Below are 17,420 nucleotides of genomic sequence, written 5' to 3'. Positions count from 1 at the left end.
AACGCGCGGTAGCCGGTGTTGGAGCCCACGGTGCGGCGCTCGGCGTCGACGATCCGTATCTGGCCGAGACCGGGCCGCTTGAGCAGCGAGTTGAGGAAGTCGACGCGGAACTCGCCGACCACGAGGGCGCCGTCCCGGCCGGGCAGTTCGGCGTAGCCGGCGACCTGCGGTTCCTTGGCGTCGGTGCTGAGGATGCCGATCGGGTCGGTGCTGGTGCGCTTGCCGCCGGGGTGCTGCGGTTTGTCGCCCGCCTTGGCGAGGACGGAGCCGTCGGCGGAGAGCACGTACAGCGAGCGGTAGCGCGGGTGCTCGGTCATGGTGCGTTCGAGGACCTTCGCCATGTCCGCGGGCCCGGTCCGGTCGCCGATGAGGGTGGCGACGGACAGCAGGTCGGCGTGGCCTTCGTTGAGGGCGCGGCGTACGCGGTCGGTGACGGTGTCGGTGCGGTCGCGCTGGTCGTTGACGAGCTGCTGCGGTACGACGGCGGTGTCCCCGGCGCGGTTGAGGAGCAGCATCATCGGGGCGGACCAGATCAGCAGCAGGATGCCGCCGCCCGCCAGCAGCGCGCGGGTGCCGACGCGCCGTCCGCGCCGCTTGGAGCCGTTGGTTCCGGTTTCCTTGTCCGAGGCCGGGCCCGTGCCGGAGCCGCCGGGCGCGGGGGCGCCGAGCAGCTGGAGCCGCAGCTGTTCCAGCGCGTCGCCGACGCGTCGCGTCTCGCCGAACCGGGGCACGGTCACCGGCCGGGTGAGATCACCCCGGGTGAGGCGGCGGCTCTCCAGGAAGAGCCGGAGCAGCGGGCGCTGGACCGTACCGAGCAGCAGGGCCACCGCGAGCGCCCCGATGATGAGCAGCGCGGCGGCGGACAACAGGCCGAACAGCGGGTCGTTCACCCGACTGGTGTTCTCCGGGACGGCGACCTGCGTGACCACGGAGAGACCGAGGCCGGTCGCGTCGGTGCTCTCGCCCGCCTCGGGCGCCGCGAGCGTCGCGTATCCCGCGACCGTGCGCTCGCCGGCGATCCGGGGGCCCGTCAGCGTCCCGCTGACGCCGAGGAAGCCGCCGGAGCCCGGCTCCTTGGTCGTGAGGGGGTTCTGTCCGGACTTCTGCGCGGCGAGCTTCGCGAAGGCCTTGAGCTGCTTCTCGGTCTCCTTCAGCTCGTCCTTGATGCTCTCCGATTCGGTCTCCGCGGAGATCTGGAGGCCGTCGCTGCTGAGGATCGTGCCGTCCGAGTCGGCCACGGCGATCACCCGGAACTTGCCGAGGCTGATGCCGGGGACCTTCAGGCTGTTCGAGGTGACCAGCAGCTGCTGCGGCTGTCCTTCCCACGACAGCAGGGCGAAGGTGAGCAGCCGGGTCTCGCCGTTCTTCAGCCGCACCATCCGGGGAGCGAGACCGTCCTCGTCGGACAGCTTCTTCCGGTCGACCGCGAGGAGCGGCACGTTCTCACCGCGCGCGGCGAGCAGCTTGCCGGACTTGATCTCGACGATGGCCGAGCCGCGCCACTTCTGGTAGACGTTCCCGAGCTTGTCGAGGACGGTGTCGGCGGAGACCGGATCGCCCGCGTTGAACAGGGCCGCCGTCCGGCTGAGGTCCGTGATCGACTCGTCCAGCGAAGCCCGCAGCGCGATGGCGCCGTCCTCGGCGAAGTGCTGCTGGGAGATCCGGACCGCCTTGGGGAGCGCCTCGTTCTCCGGCTTGCCGAAGCCCAGGGCCGTGAGGCCGGCCAGCGCGAGCAGCAGTGCCGAGAGGACCGCGATCGGTGGGCGTATGCCGCCCAGGAGCGACATGTCGGCCCGTCTGCGGACCTTGTGCCGCCGCTTCGCAGACGAAACGGCCATGGGGTACCTCTCTCAGCGTGGTGCGGGCAGCGCCGTAGCGCGCGCGTTCGTGCGCGCGGGCGGATCAAGCGGATAAAGACGGGCGTGTGTGGGAAGGAGGGGGACGGGGGGATTTCCCCCACCGTTCCCACGCGTCCCACGCGCGAAATTAGGACTGGTCGCGCCGTCGAATGGTTGTGCAAAATCAGACAGTCGCGCGTGTGATCTGTATTACAGATGTTACGTACCGGACATGCGGAACCTCCGGCCGGAAGCTGCCGTCAGGGCGCCTCGCACCGAAGGGATTGCGGGCCGCGGGGCGTTGCTGCGCGATATCCGCGCCCGAAACCCCGGCAGGCCGAACAACCTCCGGAATCAGCCTAGTTGGGCGGCTCCTCAAGAGGTGTCAGCCCGTCCTTCGCCGCACCGCGGTTCAGCATCGTGCCTTGTGTACGGTCGAAGGCCAGCCGGTAACGGGCGAGTTGCACCTCGGTGTACTTCTTCCCCTCGTCCGGCGTGCCGCTTTCCGGCTTGCCGTTCTTGAGCGCCCGCGCCACATCCACCAGCCGGTAGTCCGTGACCGCGCCGTCCGGCAGCTTGTCGGGCGTCTCGGGGTCCTCCGGGTCCGGCGGGATGTCGACGAACGTCGGCACGTACTGCGCCCGTACGTCCCACGCGCCACCGCGCTTGGTGAAGGTGAACCAGCCGATGACACCCTCCTCGGACTGCCCGGTGGGCACCTCGTGCCGGGCGACCTGGTTGCCGAGACTGTAGGCGACCCACGTGCCGTTGACCTTCTCCATCGGCTGCACGACATGGGAGTGGTGGCCGATGACGAGATCGATGCCGGTGTCCTTCGTGAGGCGCTTGGCCAGTTTCATCTGCGAGGTGCTCGGCGCGTTCTGGTGCTCACGTCCCCAGTGGATGCTGAGGATCACCACCTCCGCGCCCGCCGCGCGGGCCCGCTTCTCGGCCGCCGCGATCTCCTTGAAGGACGTCTTGTTGACCAGCCACGGCTTGTCCGCGGGCACCTCTTCGGCCCCGAATCCATAGGCGAAGGAGAGCTGCGCCACCTTCACGCCCTTCACCTGGGTGATGAGTGGCGTGCGCCACTCGTCCTCGCTCCTGGCCGAGCCCGTGTGGCGCACACCGGCCGCGTCGAGCGCGTCCAGGGTGCGCTTCACGCCGTCGGCGCCGTGGTCGATCGAGTGGTTCGACGCCGTCGAGCAGGTGTCGTAGCCGACGCCCTTGAGCGTGGTGGTGATCTCGGGGGGGACCTGAAAGTTCGGGTGCCCCTCGTAGGGCCCGCCCTTCTTGGCGACCACCGGCTCCATGTGGCAGATCGCCAGATCCGCCTTGCTGATCACCGGCTTCACTCCGGCCATCAGCGGCGCGAAGTCGAGCGTCCCGGCCGTGCCTCCCATGGCCTTCGCGTCCTTCGTCGCCTGATCCGTCAGTGGCGGATGGATCAGTACGTCACCGGCCGCGGCGACCGTGAACGACGGGCCTCCGCCCCCCTTGGCGTCCGCGCCGCCGTCACCGGAGCCGAGTACGGAACAACCCGCGACGGCCATGGCGAGGGAGGCGGCGAGACAGGCTGTCGCGGCGGTGCGGAGGGCCGTACGGCCGGCGGCACGGCGTCCGCGGGGCAGAGCGAGTCGTCCGCGGAGCAGAGGGAGGGGTTGTTTCACATAGGTATTTTGAACGTCATATGACACGATCTCCGACCGTGAAGATAACAATCATGGCAAGCCTGCTGGTCGGGGTCCTGATCGCGGCAGCTGTGGTGATCGTCACTCCGGTCCTGGACCGGCACTCCGACGACCCCTCCGCACCCGCCACCGGCAACGGTACCGACCTCGATCTGGAACGCCGCATCGCGGGATTCGCCACGGACACCGTGGCCGGTGCCCGCTTTCTGCCGCCCAACCGCGTCGAGCGCGAGACCGTCGCCGCCGGGGTCGGACTCTATCTCGACGGCAAGCGCGGTGAGGCCGAACGCAGGCTCGCCGAGGTCGACTTCGGCGTACACATCCTCCGGGACACCGTGAAGGGGCGGCGGTACGCGGAGATCGCCGACCGGGCCCGCGAGGGCGCGCGCGGCTGGGGGCGGGTCTACATCGACCTCGACGCGCCCGCCCGCTTCTCGGTGCAGGTGCCGCACCCCGTCGCCGACGCGTACAGCGAGACCCTCGGCTTCGGCGTGCTGCGCGGCGCCCCAGGCGGAGTGCTGGTCATGGCCGGTGCGCATCGCGCGGCGGGCGAGGGGAACGCCGCGGACGTCGCGCACCGTACCGACACGGTCTTCCACGCGGTCTGCGCGGAACTCGTCGCCCGCGGACTTCCCGGCATCCAGGTCCACGGCTTCGCGGACGAGACGTCACGGGCGCACGACGCGGTGGTGTCCACGGGCGCGGGCGACGACGGCCGCCCGCAGGCCGTCACCCTGGCGCGGGCCCTGGCGGACGACGGGTTCCGGGTGTGCCGCGCCTGGTCGGCCAAGTGCCCGCTGGCGGGGCGCACGAACAAGCAGGGCAGGCTCGCGGCGGACGACGGAGTCCCGTTCATCCACGTGGAGTTCAGCCGTACGGTCCGGGTGGACACGGCTCGTGGCCGCCGGGTGGTCGCGGCGATGACGACGGCGGTCGCGGAGTGGAAAGCGGAGGGGAAGGCGACGGGGAAGGCGACGGGGAAGGCGACGGCGGGGGGCTAGTTCTCCGCGTCGGCCCCCCCGTGCTGGTCGACGGCCCGGTGACCCGGTGACCTGATGGTGTGTTCTGACGGTGGGTACGGGGCAACCGGCCAATCGTGAGCTTCCGCTGCCGGAGAGTGGCGGGATCCCCCATAGTGGGGCGGCATGAGGTGCGAACGGTGCGGGAGCGGCCGGGGAGTATCGCTGCCGGGCGTGGTGTGCCCCGTGTGCGACACCGCGGCGGGCGGGCCCGAGCGGCACGCGGCCCATGACGACGGCCGCCGCTCGCGCAAGCGCCCGCTGGTGACGGTCGCGGTGGTGGCACTGGCGCTGGGCACCCTGGGCGCGACACTCGCCCTGGTCACCGGCTCCGGGGACAGCGCCGGAGGCGGAGGCGTGAGCGGGGCGGGCGGTGCGGGGGCCGGCGGGATCCCGACCAGGATCGGCCCACCGGAACTGCCGGGCCTGGGCGGTGGAGGCTCATCCGCGCCCCCGGCCCCGTCCCAGTCCGCGCCCCCGGCCGCCCCTCCGACGGTGGCACCGACCGCGTCGGCGTCCGCGCCACCGACCGCGACCCACGACCCCGACGGGCCGGGCTACTCGGCGTGGGCGGGCCCCGGCTGCGCCTCGGGCGAGTACACCGAACACGGCCGCTTCGAGAACGGCGACGCCGCCTGGTACACCGTCACCGACGGCGGCTACGAGGGTGGTTCGTGCGACGGCCGGTTCTCCGCCGTCCCCATGTCCGGCAGCCCCGCCCAGGACCGCGGCTCCACGGCGACCTGGTCCTGGAAGCTGGGCAAGGCGTACGAGCAGTGCGCGCTGGCCGTCTACGTCCCGGACAGTGGCCGCCCCGCCGACACCGCGGGCCACCCCACCGTCTACCGCGTCCTGCGCGATCCCGCCGACACCTCGTCCGCGTACGCGGCCTTCGGCGTACGCCAGACCGCCCACCGCGGCAGCCTGGTGAGCGTCGGCAGCTACCGGGTCGAGGGCGAGTCCTTCTCGGTCCAGCTCCTCGACCGCGGCAGGGACTGGGGAGGCGAAGACCGCTACGGCGCCCACCACGCGGCGGCCCAGATGAACCTCAACTGCACGTGACGTGGCTACGGGCCGCTGCCGCTGCGGCTGCTGCCGCTGCTGCCGCTGCTGCCGCTACCGGAGCACGGCACGGCCTGGTGAGCCGCGCCGTGCACCGGGCGTTGTGACGTGGCCGGTTCCGGCGGCCAGGCGTGGTCAGTCCTGGTGGACGACGTTCGTGCCGGGGCCGCCGGAGAGGGTGTCCGTGCCGGGGCCGCCGTACAGCTCGTCGTCCCCGCTGTTCCCGTAGATCGTGTCGTTGCCGCCCTCGCCGTGCAGGATGTCGTTGCCCTTCCCGCCGTAGATGAAGTCGTTTCCGGCGCCGCCGTGGATCGTGTCGTTGTCGTCGCCGCCCTCCAGCCTCTGATCGCCCGCGTCGCCGTGGATCTCGTCGTCGCCCGCGCCACCGTCGGCGGCGCTGTCGTCGCCGTTGGAGTAGATCGTGTCGTTGCCGTCGCCACCCAGGGCTATGGTTCCGCGGGCGGCGCGGATGGTGTCGTTGCCGTCACCACCGGAGACCACGGTGGTCTCGTCCACCGTGAGGTTGTCGTCGCCCGCTCCACCGAGGACGTAGTTGCCGTTGACACCGCCCTTTTCGGTCAGAGTGTCCTTGCCGGCGCCGAGGTCGATGGAGGCGAAGTAGTACGTTTCGTCGGTGGTGTTGTTGTAGGTGACGACATCGTCGCCGTCGCCGAGCACCAACTTCAGGGTGGCGTACGGGTCCTGACTGTCCAGAGCGGCGACCGTGCACGAGACCTTGGTCCGGTCCGCGCTGCTGGGGTGGACGCAGTCGGTGCCCGCGGTGATCGGCACGGAGTCGTCGATCACATAGGTGATCTCCGCGGTGCCGCTGGCCCTCGACGCGGTGACGCTCACCTTGTTGGTCTGGCCGGCGGCGGCCGTGTAGAGGATCGCGTGGTCGGTCGAGCTGAACGCGGCGGTGGCCGACGGCGCCGCGGCGCCGGCCGTACCGGCCAGGAGGAGCGGAGCGACCAGCCCCGTACCGAGAGCCAGCGTCAGTGCCGATGCGGCACGTACGACCCGGTGGCTGACGAGGGGAGAGGGCATGTGCAAACCTCCGTGAGGCGTATGTGGTTCTTACAATTACTAGTGACCGCCTGGGATTGGAGTTGGTTGCACCCAACGCACTCGGTGTATATCCGCGTATCTGTGGCGCGGCGGACCGAATATTCACTGACCAGCGCTGTTTGGCCGATGGGCCGCGATATGGCAATTCTTTTTCGGGCGCAGTTCAGCAGAAATTCATGAAGGCGAGGAGAATGCGGCGCGGAAAGCGTCTCTCGCACTCCCCTCGCGCGCACGGACGGCACAGGGCCGGACCCACCGGGGTCCGGCCCTGTGCCGCGTGCCGTGCTGCCGCGCCCTATCCGGCGAGGACGTCGCCGAAGTACGACAGACCGGAGGGCCCGCCGACCGAGGCCGCGCCGAAGGTCGCCGAACCGGTGGCGGTGATACCGCTCGTACCGGACTTGAAGAGCCAGACCGACCCCGCGCCCTCGTTCTCGGCGAAGGCGCCGGCCACCAGCTCCGCGCGGCCGTCCTTGTCGCTGTCCGTGAGTTCGACGGAGGCGCCGAACTGATCCTCGGCCTCGGCGGCACCGGGCACGCCCGCCGTGTCCTGCGTGAAGCTCTTGGAACCAGTACCGGTCAGCCCCTTGGCGGAGCCCCGCAGCACGGTGACCGTGCCCGTACCCCGCTTGCTCCCGGTGGCCTCGCCCGGCGCGCCGATCGCGACATCCGCGTAGCCGTCGCGGTTGGTGTCACCCGCGGCCAGACTCCAGCCGAAGCGGTCGCCCTTCTTGGCGGTACCGGGAATTCCGGTGGTGTCCTGGGTGATACGGACCGGCGTACGGGTGGACAGTCCGGCGGCGCTGCCGTACGTCACGGTGACCGCGCCCCCGAGACCGCCGTTCGGCTCGTCGGCGGACTTCTCCATGAAGTTGCCGGTGACGATGTCGCCGTAACCGTCCTTGTCGACATCGGCGATGACCGCCTCGTACCCCCCGGCGACCTTGCTCGACGCCTTGAGGCCGGTCTTGCCCCCCTTGTAGAGGACGCTGCGGGTCCGGTACGCGTCGCCGCTCTCCTCCTGGCCCATGACCAGCAGGTCGGTCGCGCCGTCGCCGTTGACGTTCCCCGCGACGATCCTGTCGGCGTTGATGCCGGTCTGGCTGTACGTGTCGATCCCGGCGAGGCCCGCGGCCTTGCCGGTCCGGGAGACGGGTCCCTTGAAGATGTTCAGCTCGGGTGCGGCGATATTGACGGCGGCCAGGTCGGTGCGCCCGTCGCCGTCGAAGTCACCGGTGGCGAGGCCCCAGCCGAGTTCGTTCCGGTACGTGGGCAGCGGCGCGGAAATGTCCACCCCGGACTTCAGCCCGCTCGCGCCGCCCCAGACGACGGTGAGAACGCCGAAGGAGTCGGAATCGCCGATCCGCTCGGCATGCACGCCGACCACCAGGTCGGTGTAGCCGTCGCCGTCGAGGTCCCCGGTGGTGAGCCGGTCGCCGAAGTAGTCACCCGTCTCGGGCGTCCCCGGAATACCGCTGGTGGCCTGGCTGATGAGGGTGCGCTTGGACTTGTCGAGCCCGTTCTTGGTCCCGTAGACGACGGCCACATACCCGGCCCCCGCCTTTCCACTGATCTTCCCGAGGGGCGCGGCGATCGCGAGATCGCGGTAACCGTCGCCATTGAAGTCGCCCGGCACCCCGGCCGGCGCGGCAACGGCGCTCCCCCCGGCGGCGAGAAGCAGCCCACTGACGAGGGCGGCCGAGGCGGTGGTCGCGAGGATGGTACGAAGGTGCTGCTGCATGCGTGTCTTCTTCTCCTACGGCACGCCGGACGCCGTGACGGCCATCCGAGTCGGTATCCCGAACCGACGACATGGACGCAGAGGTGACCCCTGAAGGGCCCCGGAGGTTGTACGGGCCCCCGGCAGGATTCGAACCCCGGCACCCGCTCCGCACACCCACGGAGCCGCACCGTTCGATGTACGGGCCTCGCCCGGCTCCCCTCACGATCCGTATCACCGTCTGCACGCGAGGTTCGGTTGATCCGGCGCAACGCGGGGAGCCATGCGGGAAGCACTCCAACTGGGAGCCGATACCGGCCGTCTGCGTCGCAGACACCGGCGGAGTATGACGACCGCGGCCGGGAGGCGTTCCTCGCCAAGTACGGATTCAAGCCTGCTCGACGTTACCTGATTCTCCATAACGGCCGTCGGTATGAATCCAAGGCCATCGTCGGTGTGGCCCACCGTCATGTGCGGGGTCACGCATTGCAATCGGGTGACTTCTCCGGAGGCGCCGCGACAATTGTCGCCGTACTCAACCGACTTGGCTTCCGTGTCGAGGGACCCCGAACGGGGAAGGCACCTGCCGATTCAAGCTTCGTGACCCGTCTGTTGGTCTCCCCGGCGTTCGGCGGTGCCGAGTCGCGCCGACACTGGAAGGACACTCTGGACCAGCCGGTTCCGTTCACCGAACCCCCGTACGCCGGGCAGCTGACGGACGACCAGCTGGACCGTCTGAAGGAGCTGCACCCGGAGGGGCGGGCCCGCTTCTGGGGTGCCACGTCAGGCCACGACGGCAAGATGGAGCATGTCTCTACGGGTGACGTGGTGCTGTTCACCGGCAAGAACCACGTGTGTGCCATCGGCGAGATCGGGGCCTTCTTCCGGAACGGGTCCTTCGCTGATGTGATGTGGCCGCCGAAGCAGGGCGGCGAGAGCTGGCACACGGTCTACAGCCTGCGCCAGTTCGGGCCGGCGGAGATCCCATACGCGACGCTGAGCGCTCTCCTCGGCTACAAGCCGAACTTCCAGTACCCAGGCCAATTGGTGCTGTCCGGTGAGCAGGCTCGTGCGGGAATCGACGGTCTGCTCATCACCACCAGAAAGGCCCTGGAGGACGCCGGGGCCGTGACGCCGCCCGGCACGGTCCGCGAGTTGCCGGTGGAGCGCCAGCACACCCGCTCCACGACGGTCGAGCGAGCCGCGCAACAGGTTCTCTTCGACCGCGACGAGTCGGCGTTGGTCATCGAATTCCGCGGAATGCTCACCGACACCACAGTGAAACGATTCGCCCGTGCGGCGGGCATCTGTGACATCTTCTTGAACGGTCCCGAGGGATACGAACTCATCGAGGCGAAGTCGCGCGTCGAGCGTGGCTACGTACGTGAGGCACTGGCCCAACTGCTCGACTACGCGCGATACGCGCCCGGCGTGGTCGGCCGCCTCACAGCACTCTTCCCCCAACCTCTCGGGCCTAAGGAGCTCCACCTTCTGCACCACTACGGGATCGACGTCATTCATCGGGCTGCCCCGGGTGTCTTTGAACGAGTCCCCGCTCCCGACCGGGCCCGTGAGCAGATGCGAAGCATGTGGGAGTCGCGCGAGCCGAGTCCCTGATGGCGCCCTGTCCGGACGCGCCCCCTGGCCGGCCCCTCCATCGCCTCGACTGCCGCGTCCTCGGCCGGCTACTCGATCTCCTCGGACATCCTTGACTCGCTCGTCCCCGCAAGATCGCAGCTGCCCGGGACCAGCTGCCCGTGCCGGCCCCGATACTCGCGCCTGAGGGCGCCCCGCATCAGCGACTCAAGGCGTTCGATCAACTTCCCGTACCGACGCCGGGCCGGCTCATCCGTGCCGGGCATCCGGCATGGGTGCCATGCGTATGCCGCAAACGCGGGGGCCCTCCCGCCCACTGGGCGGAAGGGCCCCTGACCTGGAGCTTCTCTGTGCCCCCGGCAGGATTCGAACCTGCGACACCCGCTTTAGGAGTGGGATCGAATCCTTGCCGGGGGGTGCCTAGGCATGCCGCGCAATGCTGTCGTGCCTGGTCAGCGACCCAGAGTTTGGCCCTCGATCCGGCCGATGACACCTTGTGTCGCACTGTCCGCTCACGCATTGCTCACGCGCGTGCGCGTGAGTGGAGTCAGGCACCGGCGTCTCGGCAGTAGGGGTAATTTCCGCTGGCGGCCCGGCGGCGCACGCCATGATCACGGTCCCGACCTGCTGCAGGCTTCGGCGGTAGACCGCTTCCTGGGATGCACGCGGGGCGGGCAACCACTGGGGACCGCGTCACCGCAACCTGCAGGTGCTACCCGTTGGGGTTGGCCCCTCCGCTGTCCAGATGGCCGGCAGTCTCCAGTGCATCGCGGCCACGGAGGGGGTTGGGCCTACGCCCCGTCCGCTGCCACTCACCCGGCTCGGTGTGGTCGCCGGGAACTAGTCTTCGGCGCCGTCGACCCACATCACGATCTCGCCCGGGTTGTACTCTGCCGCAGCGTTCAACACCTCAACCGGGACAGCGTGCAACGCTGACAGAAACTCAGCTGGCATTAGGCGCCCCGCCGGGTTCGTCACCAACGCATGCGGAGGGAATCTTCCGGGAAGGCCGTAGTCCAGAAGATGCGCTCGGTCATCGACCAGTGGGCGGCCCGCCAAGCCCTCCACCACCTGATGCTGATGCCTGACCAGCAGGACCGCGTCGACGTTCCGAAACACTGCCGCACCACCATCAGTACGATGGAACGAGTTCGGGGTGAACAACCCCGAAGCCGGAGACGTCAACGCCGTCAGAGGCTCGTTGACGAAGTCATCCCACACCAGGACCAGAACCGATCGAAAGTCCGGGTCAGTTGCGCGAAATCCGGCGAACTTCTTGTCTGCACTAACCAGGAAGTCCTTCACCGGGTTGTCGCGAGGAAGCGTAACGGACCCGCCGAGGGACTTCGGGGGTACCCCGATGCGCCCGTTCAGCTGCAAGCTGTTCGACGACCGATGTTTCGCATGTGTCCTCAGGTCCGCGGCTTTAACCTCTACCCCGAGTGCGCCGAAGCCATCGAGCGTGATGACGACCTCGGGATTCGCCTTCGACCCGCCGGCAACGGGCTCCATCTCGAACTTGGCCGAAGCTGGCCACGCGTAGGCGGCCAGGTGTGCCACGACCAGCACTTCGGCGTACCAAGCCAGAATCTGCTGGTAGTGCCCCTGGCTCCGGTCCACTCCGCCGAACGACTCCAGGCGTTTGAGCTGCTCCTTGGCGAAGCCCGGCATCACCGCGTCGCCGGTCGCCAGCGCCATCACTGTTGGTATCCCCACCGCGACGAAGCCGGGTGTCTTCGGGGTGAAGTTGTAGCCCAACCAATGCCATTCAGTGCGTATCGGCCCTGTCTGGATAGCGTCCATCAGCTCCGCGGCGTGCTTGGCGATCGGGTTCGACATTCAGAAGACCCTTCTCTTGTTGAACCGATGCGGTTCATCGTCGTTCCAATGTTGGCAGCCAGCGCCAGCCCTTAGTTAGGCGCCCAGCTGCATGCTCGGCCGGCGTTGCCAACTTGGATGCCGTGTTGATCAGGACCTGAACGCGCCTTCAGATGGCTTCGGCGGTCTGACCATGTAGGCGGCAGGGCTCAGCTCTAGCGGACCCTTGCCTTCCCGCCCGCGTTGGTCGTCATCAGCCACTTCATCTGCTCGTCTTGCGCAGCCTGAGCCTCGGAAGCTGCCGAGGCTCTGTCAGGGGTCCCCGCACGAGCGATGGGGTAGCAGCGTGGACACGCACAGTGCCGCACCCTCTACCCATGAGCCGAACGGCGGCTTACGGTGAGGGCCTTGTAGATCAGGGGGAGAGCTGCACGGATGTTGAGCGTGAGTGAGCCCAGGCCAGCCGAGCCGTTGCGCGGAGACCTGAGGCAGAAGGACCGGATGGAGATGCTCCAGGACAGCTACCTCAGGGCGGTAGCGGCAGCGTCTGGATGCACGATGGCGAAGCCAGAGCCAGACGATGGGATCGACTGGCAGCTGACTCATTCGTCATCAGCCCATGTAGTTGATTGCCAGATCGACTTGAAGATTCAGCTCAAGAGCACTTGGACTTCCGCCCCCAATCCTCCCAATGGATTCGTTTCTGTAAACTTAAAAAATGACAGACTTGCAATGATGGCTCGCACTCCGGTCGCCGTTCATCGAATACTTGTGGCGATGATTGTTCCTAAAGAATTTGCTGGTTGGGTTGAGGCGAGTCATGATTACCTTTCCCTGAGGCATTGTGCTTACTGGCGAAGCGTTACGGGCGTGGCTCCGACGGGTGTAGATTCATCCTCCATTAGGGTCTCGACTGCGCAGATATTTGATGACGTGGCGCTGTGTGAGATCATGGAAAGAATTGGGCAGGGAGGGGCCCCATGATTTTCCCAAGTTATGAGGGAATTGCCGCCCGACTCAACGATGCGCAACTTGCACATCTCCTAGAAATCACCGGGTGGGAGAAATTCGGTGGTCAAGAGAGCGTTTACAGTCGCTGGAGGCCAGCGGGTCGAGAGCGGGCAGCAAGTTTGCTTCTTCCTCAAAATGATAATCTCGCAGACTACTCGGAGTTACTTGCTCAGGCCGTTGCGCAGGCGTGGAAGCTTGGAAGCGCTCGCCTACGAGCGCTGATGGAGAAAGCTGCAGCTGCGCACGTGCTCGGCGACGAGATGAAATTCCATAAAGAAGCGAGAACGTTTCAGGGGACGATCCAATGGCTGGCCGGAGAGGACTTGCATTCAGCGGCACGTAAATCGATGGCCGTTGCTGCAAAATCACGCAAATCCAGGCTAGCTTACTACGGCAATTCTAATGCGCACCTGGCTCGTTCGTTCTTGGAGTCGGTCTTGATGGGGCAAACTGAGGTGGGTAGTTATGTGGTGACTGCCTATGTGCCTCCGCAGGAAGTTTTCACGGAAAAGAAGCTGCACCCAGGGGACACGCTCCCGTCCACGGGAACGCATACCGGGCGGGACATTACCCGGGGTCTGGTTGATGTCCTCCAAGCGACGAGGGAGGTGGTTGACCACTTTTCGAGCACTGGATCTAGTGCAGGATTTCTAGACAGCGTGAATAGGGGTTTCTGTTTCGAGATCACACAAGCGGTTCGGGATCTCGTCAGAGACTCCGATGGTGCTGAGGTGGGAATTGAAATGAATGTAGCGGCCGACCTATTTTCCGACGCTCGTGTCGAGTCGCACAAAATGGAGTTTTCGCCAGCTGACTATCCTATTCTTGAGACTGCTGGCAATGTCCTTGCTGCCACGACACGGCCCCGAAGGGTTACGGTTGTGGGTGCGGTAACGCTCCTCGAGCGGCCACAGTTCGGTCGTCCTGGACTGATTCGTATTAACGTGTTGTCGGGCACCACCGCAAAAAAGATGCGTGTGAGGCTTAAGGCGGAGGACTATGATCTCGCCATGGACGCCCATCGAGACAACATGGCTATTCGAGTGACAGGGCGCCAGGAGATTGAGGGTCGGTATTACTGGTTGTACGACCCAGAACGAATTGACCTGATCCCCATGGAAACGGTCCGATCTGCTGCTGAATCTCCCAGCTCTGATCAGCATCCTCTTTTCTAGCAGACTGGAGAGTCGCTCCGGGGCAGGCTGGTTAACTTCGATCACTGAATATGGAGGGCCCGTGGCCACGTGGCGAGATCTTTCACTGCCTTCACGTCGAGAAGTTTGGCGAGACCTTCGTGGGCTACGTACGGGGGTTGTCGGGCCTGGGCGCACCAACCCTGACCGGTCGGCTGTTTTCACTGCAGCCCTGGAGCAGGCGCAACAGTTCATGGAGGCCGCGGAGTCCGCGGGGCCAGCCACTCGGCCCGTGCAGATTTTTTACTCACTATCGCAGTTTGGTCGAGCGATCTCGGCTGCGTCTAGCGCCCTTTCCGGGGAAGAGTGGCTACTTAAAGGGCACGGCATTGGCACAAAGAACCTCGACGTACGAAATGGGCTCGCTTGCGTGCAGGTCGTCCCTCATGAAAACGGCTCCTTGGCCGGGGTTGCTCGCGCAATGGGGGTTCCCCCGCTCGCAGCCAAGAGTAAATTGTCACTAGGTGAATTGTGGCCACTAATTCCAGAAGGGCAGCCGGTGCCTCTTGCGAGCGTTGGCGCGTTTCCTGCGCTCAATTTTCATGCAGGTGCGTTGGTGCACCGAAATGACAAACGTTGGTGTCGGGTTTCTTTGATGCCGATACCTGCAGAAGTGAAAGCTGCTGTTGATGTAGATGCGTCTGCGCTAGAGAGTTTTCTGGCGCATTACCCATCGTTGAATGGCTGGTCTAATACTCCCGACGTTCCTGATGTTATTCAGTGGCAGAAGCAGGGGGTCGTCAACTCGCTGCAGATCTACCTGCCGTCGAAGCTTGAGGCTCACGCGCAAGCCGAGGAGGGAGCGGCAGAAGTCATGGAGCGGGCTACTCTGTATCGAGGTCCGAGTGACGCGTACGTATTTCCCGCTCTGGACGGTATGGCGGAATCCGTCCATCCATTTCTAGTATGGTGGGCAGTTCTCTTTGGGCTGTCGATTTTGGCGCGCTACGAGCCCGCTGGCTGGGCGGCGATGATTGATATCGACACGTCGGGTACTGCCAATGCCATTGAAAACTTGCTCGAAAACGCGATTGGTGTAATCCCTCACCTTGCGCTTATTGCGATTAAGGATGTATCGGGCAGTTGAAGTGCGCCCACAGGGGTACGAAAATGTCGGGTTCCCGAGCGTGTGCTGCGCGTGGTTATCGAATAAAACAGGGAAAGTTCTATTGTTTTTTATCTGGTTGGGGGTGCGCTTCATGGGGGAGGGAGCTGATTGTCTCGGGCTCCAACGAAAGGACATGACCTTTATTGACGCCAAGCGGAAGTGCATCAGCAAGGCAAGCCGTGAGCACCGTGACTGGAGCCATCCATCCCGCGTATCGTCCTTCACGTGACTGATGCGTCCGTGACGGACAGGACTGAGATCCAAGCCAGCGTCCTCGCCGAGTTGACCAGCGCTTTCGGCCTCGAAGAGGTGCGGGAGAGGTGCTACCTCGCCGATGGGCTGATGAACGCGAATTGGAAGGTGGACACCCCAGCCGGAGTATTCGCACTCAAGCGGGTCACCGATGTGGCGCTTGATCAGCTAGTCCGCAATCTTGGGGTGCTGGCTTCACTGGCTTCCGATGGCATCCCGGTCGTTGCTCCCGTGTGCACCGACTCCGGGGCATTGGTGGCCGAGGCCGGCGGCGGTGTTTGGTGCCTGTTCCCGTGGGCGGCCGGCGCTCACCTCCGAGGTGTCGACCTCAGCCTGTCCCAGGCTGCTTCCCTGGGGGCGCACCTGGGGCGCCTTCACAAGGGGCTGGGCCGGGCCTGTGATCGAGGACTGCTGGCGATGCCCGAGACGGTGACCGCGGATGTGACGACGCAGGAACGCGCGGTGGAGAAGTTGGAGCGGCTGTCCGGAGCGGTGGGAGACAAGGGCACGGGCAGCGCGTTCGACGCGGCCGCGACGGTCGCTCTGGAGAAGCGAGGCGTGCTTATCCGCAAGCACGCCGGCCGCCGGCCACACGACGAGGTCCCTGCGGGCCCCCAGGGGTGGACGCACGGCGATGTCCAGCACCGGAATCTGCTGTGGGAGGGCGGAGATCTGGCTGCCATCCTCGATTGGGACCGTGTTGGCGTCCGACCGTACGCCGAGGAGGTCGTGCGGACGGCCCAGGTGCAGTTCGGTGTGGACGGGGTGCTCGACCTCGCGCGGGTCTCAGAGTTCGTTCGTGGCTACCGCTCGGTGGTGCCGCTGGAGACGTCGGCGCTGGCTGATGGTGCCCGTCGGCTGTGGTGGAAGCGGATGACGGACTTCTGGCAGCTGGAGTTCCATTACGACCGCGGTGAATTCTCGTTCGATGGTCTCTTCACGGCGGACGAGGCGCTGCTGCACTGGTGGACGGAGCGGCTCGATCAGGTCGAGGACGCGTTCGCCGCAGGGTAGATCCCGATGGCTTCGAGCTCTGGCAGCCTGGGGCGGGTGAGGCGCGCCGCGTGGCCTCGGGCTTGCTGGCCGAGGGCGTGATGGTCGGCAGCGTTGATGGCGTTCGCCCAGGCCCGTGGTCCCGCCGTGTGAGGCAGGACGATTCCGTGTGGGCCGATGGCTTCCGGGATGCCGCCTCTGTCGCTGCCGATGCTGGGGGTGCCGTGCAGCGCGGCTTCGACGATCACCCGGGGGAACGCGTCCTCCACCGTGGATGGCACCAGCAGCAGGCGATGGATTCGGTAGAGAGCGTCCATGTCGTAGGTGCGAGGGACGTAGGCCACGTTCGGGTAGGCCGCGAAATCTTCGGCGTTGTGCCACCAGCCTTCGACCAGCGTGAAGTGCTGCTCGGGCATCATGCGGATGACCTCGTGGAGGAGGGCAGAACCCTTCGCCGGGATCGGGTTGACCATCAGCACCGCCTCCGTCCGCAGCACGTTTGTACCACGCGAGGGCTGCACGAACGGCGGGTAGAAGACGGCGAGACGTGTACCGAGATGGTGGCGTGCTCGGCCGAGCACGAACTTCGAGACAGCCAGGCCGTATTGAGGGCGTCCCGTCAGGACCCCGAGGCCGGTCTTCGATACGGAGTGCAGGATGCCTGCGACAAGCGCAGAAGGCCGGGCCTGTTCGGCGAGGTCCGCCGCGCTCTCTTGAGAGGTGAACACAACATCGGGGCGCAGGCCGGTCAGCAGCTCGTGCAGGGCGGTGCCGATTTGATGCTGTGGTGCGGCGATGCAGTCCACTCCGTTCCAGCGGTAGCGGAGCACCCCCTTGGCCTCCTCGTATGGGGTCTGACGTGCATCGAGCAGGCTTCGTAGCTGGGGGAGTTGTGGGGTCTGGTCCCAGGGTGCCTGGTGGGACCCCAGGTAGACGACCTGCCAGCCGGCGGCCGCGAGTTCTTCGGCCAGGAGTTGCTGCGTGACTTCGGCGCCTCCGATGAGGAGTGGTGGTGGGGTGCGGCGCCAGGCGAAGAGGGCAGTGGGCATGG

General features: G+C 66.5%; 13 protein-coding genes and 1 pseudogene. 8 read left to right on the top strand and 6 right to left on the bottom strand.

Annotation, left to right across the window (positions count from 1 at the left end; translation table 11 throughout):
- Window positions 1-1,838 (bottom strand): HAMP domain-containing protein (locus ACZ7LS_RS30485; RefSeq protein WP_385131662.1); only part of this gene is annotated, 1,838 nt, incomplete at its 3' end.
- A gap of 359 nt (window positions 1,839-2,197) precedes the next feature.
- Window positions 2,198-3,391 (bottom strand): CapA family protein, encoded by a 1,194-nt coding sequence (locus ACZ7LS_RS30480; RefSeq protein ID WP_382970283.1) that lies wholly within the window; start codon window positions 3,389-3,391, stop codon window positions 2,198-2,200.
- A 170-nt stretch (window positions 3,392-3,561) separates the two neighbouring features.
- Here ACZ7LS_RS30480 and ACZ7LS_RS30475 point away from each other — a divergent pair, with 170 nt between their 5' ends.
- A complete protein-coding gene (locus ACZ7LS_RS30475; RefSeq protein ID WP_385131659.1) occupies window positions 3,562-4,530 on the top strand; it encodes a hypothetical protein in 969 nt (322 codons plus the stop codon).
- Between the two features lie 204 nt (window positions 4,531-4,734).
- Window positions 4,735-5,610, top strand: coding sequence for an adhesin (locus ACZ7LS_RS30470; RefSeq protein WP_382522213.1), 876 nt, complete (start codon window positions 4,735-4,737; stop codon window positions 5,608-5,610).
- A 135-nt stretch (window positions 5,611-5,745) separates the two neighbouring features.
- Here the strand turns inward: ACZ7LS_RS30470 and ACZ7LS_RS30465 are convergent, their stop codons facing one another.
- Complete coding sequence (locus ACZ7LS_RS30465; protein WP_382522212.1) at window positions 5,746-6,657, bottom strand: calcium-binding protein; 912 nt, start codon at window positions 6,655-6,657, stop codon at window positions 5,746-5,748.
- Between the two features lie 316 nt (window positions 6,658-6,973).
- On the bottom strand, window positions 6,974-8,419 hold the full coding sequence (locus tag ACZ7LS_RS30460; RefSeq protein ID WP_382970177.1) for an FG-GAP and VCBS repeat-containing protein: 1,446 nt from the start codon (window positions 8,417-8,419) through the stop codon (window positions 6,974-6,976).
- Window positions 8,420-8,656: 237 nt separating this feature from the next.
- Between ACZ7LS_RS30460 and ACZ7LS_RS30455 the strand changes: the two are divergent.
- Together ACZ7LS_RS30455 and ACZ7LS_RS30450 are read left to right on the top strand one after the other, a co-directional pair.
- A pseudogene (locus tag ACZ7LS_RS30455) lies at window positions 8,657-8,947 on the top strand (ScoMcrA-related endonuclease); the annotation flags it as partial.
- A 51-nt stretch (window positions 8,948-8,998) separates the two neighbouring features.
- Window positions 8,999-10,015, top strand: a complete 1,017-nt coding sequence (locus ACZ7LS_RS30450; protein WP_385131655.1) for a hypothetical protein — start codon at window positions 8,999-9,001, stop codon at window positions 10,013-10,015.
- Between the two features lie 819 nt (window positions 10,016-10,834).
- Here the strand turns inward: ACZ7LS_RS30450 and ACZ7LS_RS30445 are convergent.
- Complete coding sequence (locus ACZ7LS_RS30445) at window positions 10,835-11,833, bottom strand: hypothetical protein (RefSeq protein WP_382879397.1); 999 nt, start codon at window positions 11,831-11,833, stop codon at window positions 10,835-10,837.
- Between the two features lie 414 nt (window positions 11,834-12,247).
- On the opposite strand from ACZ7LS_RS30445, the gene ACZ7LS_RS30440 reads away from it, so the two are divergent.
- The 4 genes from ACZ7LS_RS30440 to ACZ7LS_RS30425 all read left to right on the top strand — a co-directional run bounded on the left by ACZ7LS_RS30440 (window position 12,248) and on the right by ACZ7LS_RS30425 (window position 16,390).
- Complete coding sequence (locus ACZ7LS_RS30440) at window positions 12,248-12,796, top strand: DUF4365 domain-containing protein (protein ID WP_385131652.1); 549 nt, start codon at window positions 12,248-12,250, stop codon at window positions 12,794-12,796.
- Window positions 12,793-13,998 carry a hypothetical protein gene (locus tag ACZ7LS_RS30435; protein WP_382970181.1) on the top strand — a complete coding sequence of 402 codons (1,206 nt, stop codon included), beginning with the start codon at window positions 12,793-12,795 and terminating at the stop codon, window positions 13,996-13,998. Before ACZ7LS_RS30440 ends, ACZ7LS_RS30435 begins: the two co-directional genes overlap by 4 nt.
- Window positions 13,999-14,059: 61 nt before the next feature.
- Entirely contained in the window at window positions 14,060-15,103 is a 1,044-nt protein-coding gene (locus ACZ7LS_RS30430) for a YaaC family protein (protein WP_382970184.1), read from the top strand.
- 246 nt (window positions 15,104-15,349) lie between these two features.
- Window positions 15,350-16,390 (top strand): phosphotransferase, encoded by a 1,041-nt coding sequence (locus ACZ7LS_RS30425; RefSeq protein ID WP_382878627.1) that lies wholly within the window; start codon window positions 15,350-15,352, stop codon window positions 16,388-16,390.
- Here the strand turns inward: ACZ7LS_RS30425 and ACZ7LS_RS30420 are convergent.
- Window positions 16,360-17,418 carry a glycosyltransferase gene (locus tag ACZ7LS_RS30420; protein ID WP_382970186.1) on the bottom strand — a complete coding sequence of 353 codons (1,059 nt, stop codon included), beginning with the start codon at window positions 17,416-17,418 and terminating at the stop codon, window positions 16,360-16,362. The two genes, ACZ7LS_RS30425 and ACZ7LS_RS30420, sit on opposite strands and share 31 nt — an antisense overlap.
- Between the last annotated feature and the right edge of the window lie 2 nt (window positions 17,419-17,420).

Source organism: Streptomyces sp. NPDC039430, assembly GCF_055639435.1.
The sequence above is the reverse complement of the archived record's forward strand: the minus strand, read 5'-3'. Positions and strand labels throughout refer to the sequence as shown.

Excerpts from the sequence above, each read along its gene's own strand:
- ACZ7LS_RS30435 (WP_382970181.1), top strand. The coding sequence starts at position 12,793 with ATGATTTTCCCAAGTTATGAGGGAATTGCCGCCCGACTCAACGATGCG.
- ACZ7LS_RS30480 (WP_382970283.1), bottom strand. The coding sequence starts at position 3,391 with ATGGCCGTCGCGGGTTGTTCCGTACTCGGCTCCGGTGACGGCGGCGCG.
- ACZ7LS_RS30440 (WP_385131652.1), top strand. The coding sequence starts at position 12,248 with ATGTTGAGCGTGAGTGAGCCCAGGCCAGCCGAGCCGTTGCGCGGAGAC.
- ACZ7LS_RS30475 (WP_385131659.1), top strand. The coding sequence starts at position 3,562 with ATGGCAAGCCTGCTGGTCGGGGTCCTGATCGCGGCAGCTGTGGTGATC.
- ACZ7LS_RS30445 (WP_382879397.1), bottom strand. The coding sequence starts at position 11,833 with ATGTCGAACCCGATCGCCAAGCACGCCGCGGAGCTGATGGACGCTATC.
- ACZ7LS_RS30420 (WP_382970186.1), bottom strand. The coding sequence starts at position 17,418 with ATGCCCACTGCCCTCTTCGCCTGGCGCCGCACCCCACCACCACTCCTC.
- ACZ7LS_RS30460 (WP_382970177.1), bottom strand. The coding sequence starts at position 8,419 with ATGCAGCAGCACCTTCGTACCATCCTCGCGACCACCGCCTCGGCCGCC.
- ACZ7LS_RS30465 (WP_382522212.1), bottom strand. The coding sequence starts at position 6,657 with ATGCCCTCTCCCCTCGTCAGCCACCGGGTCGTACGTGCCGCATCGGCA.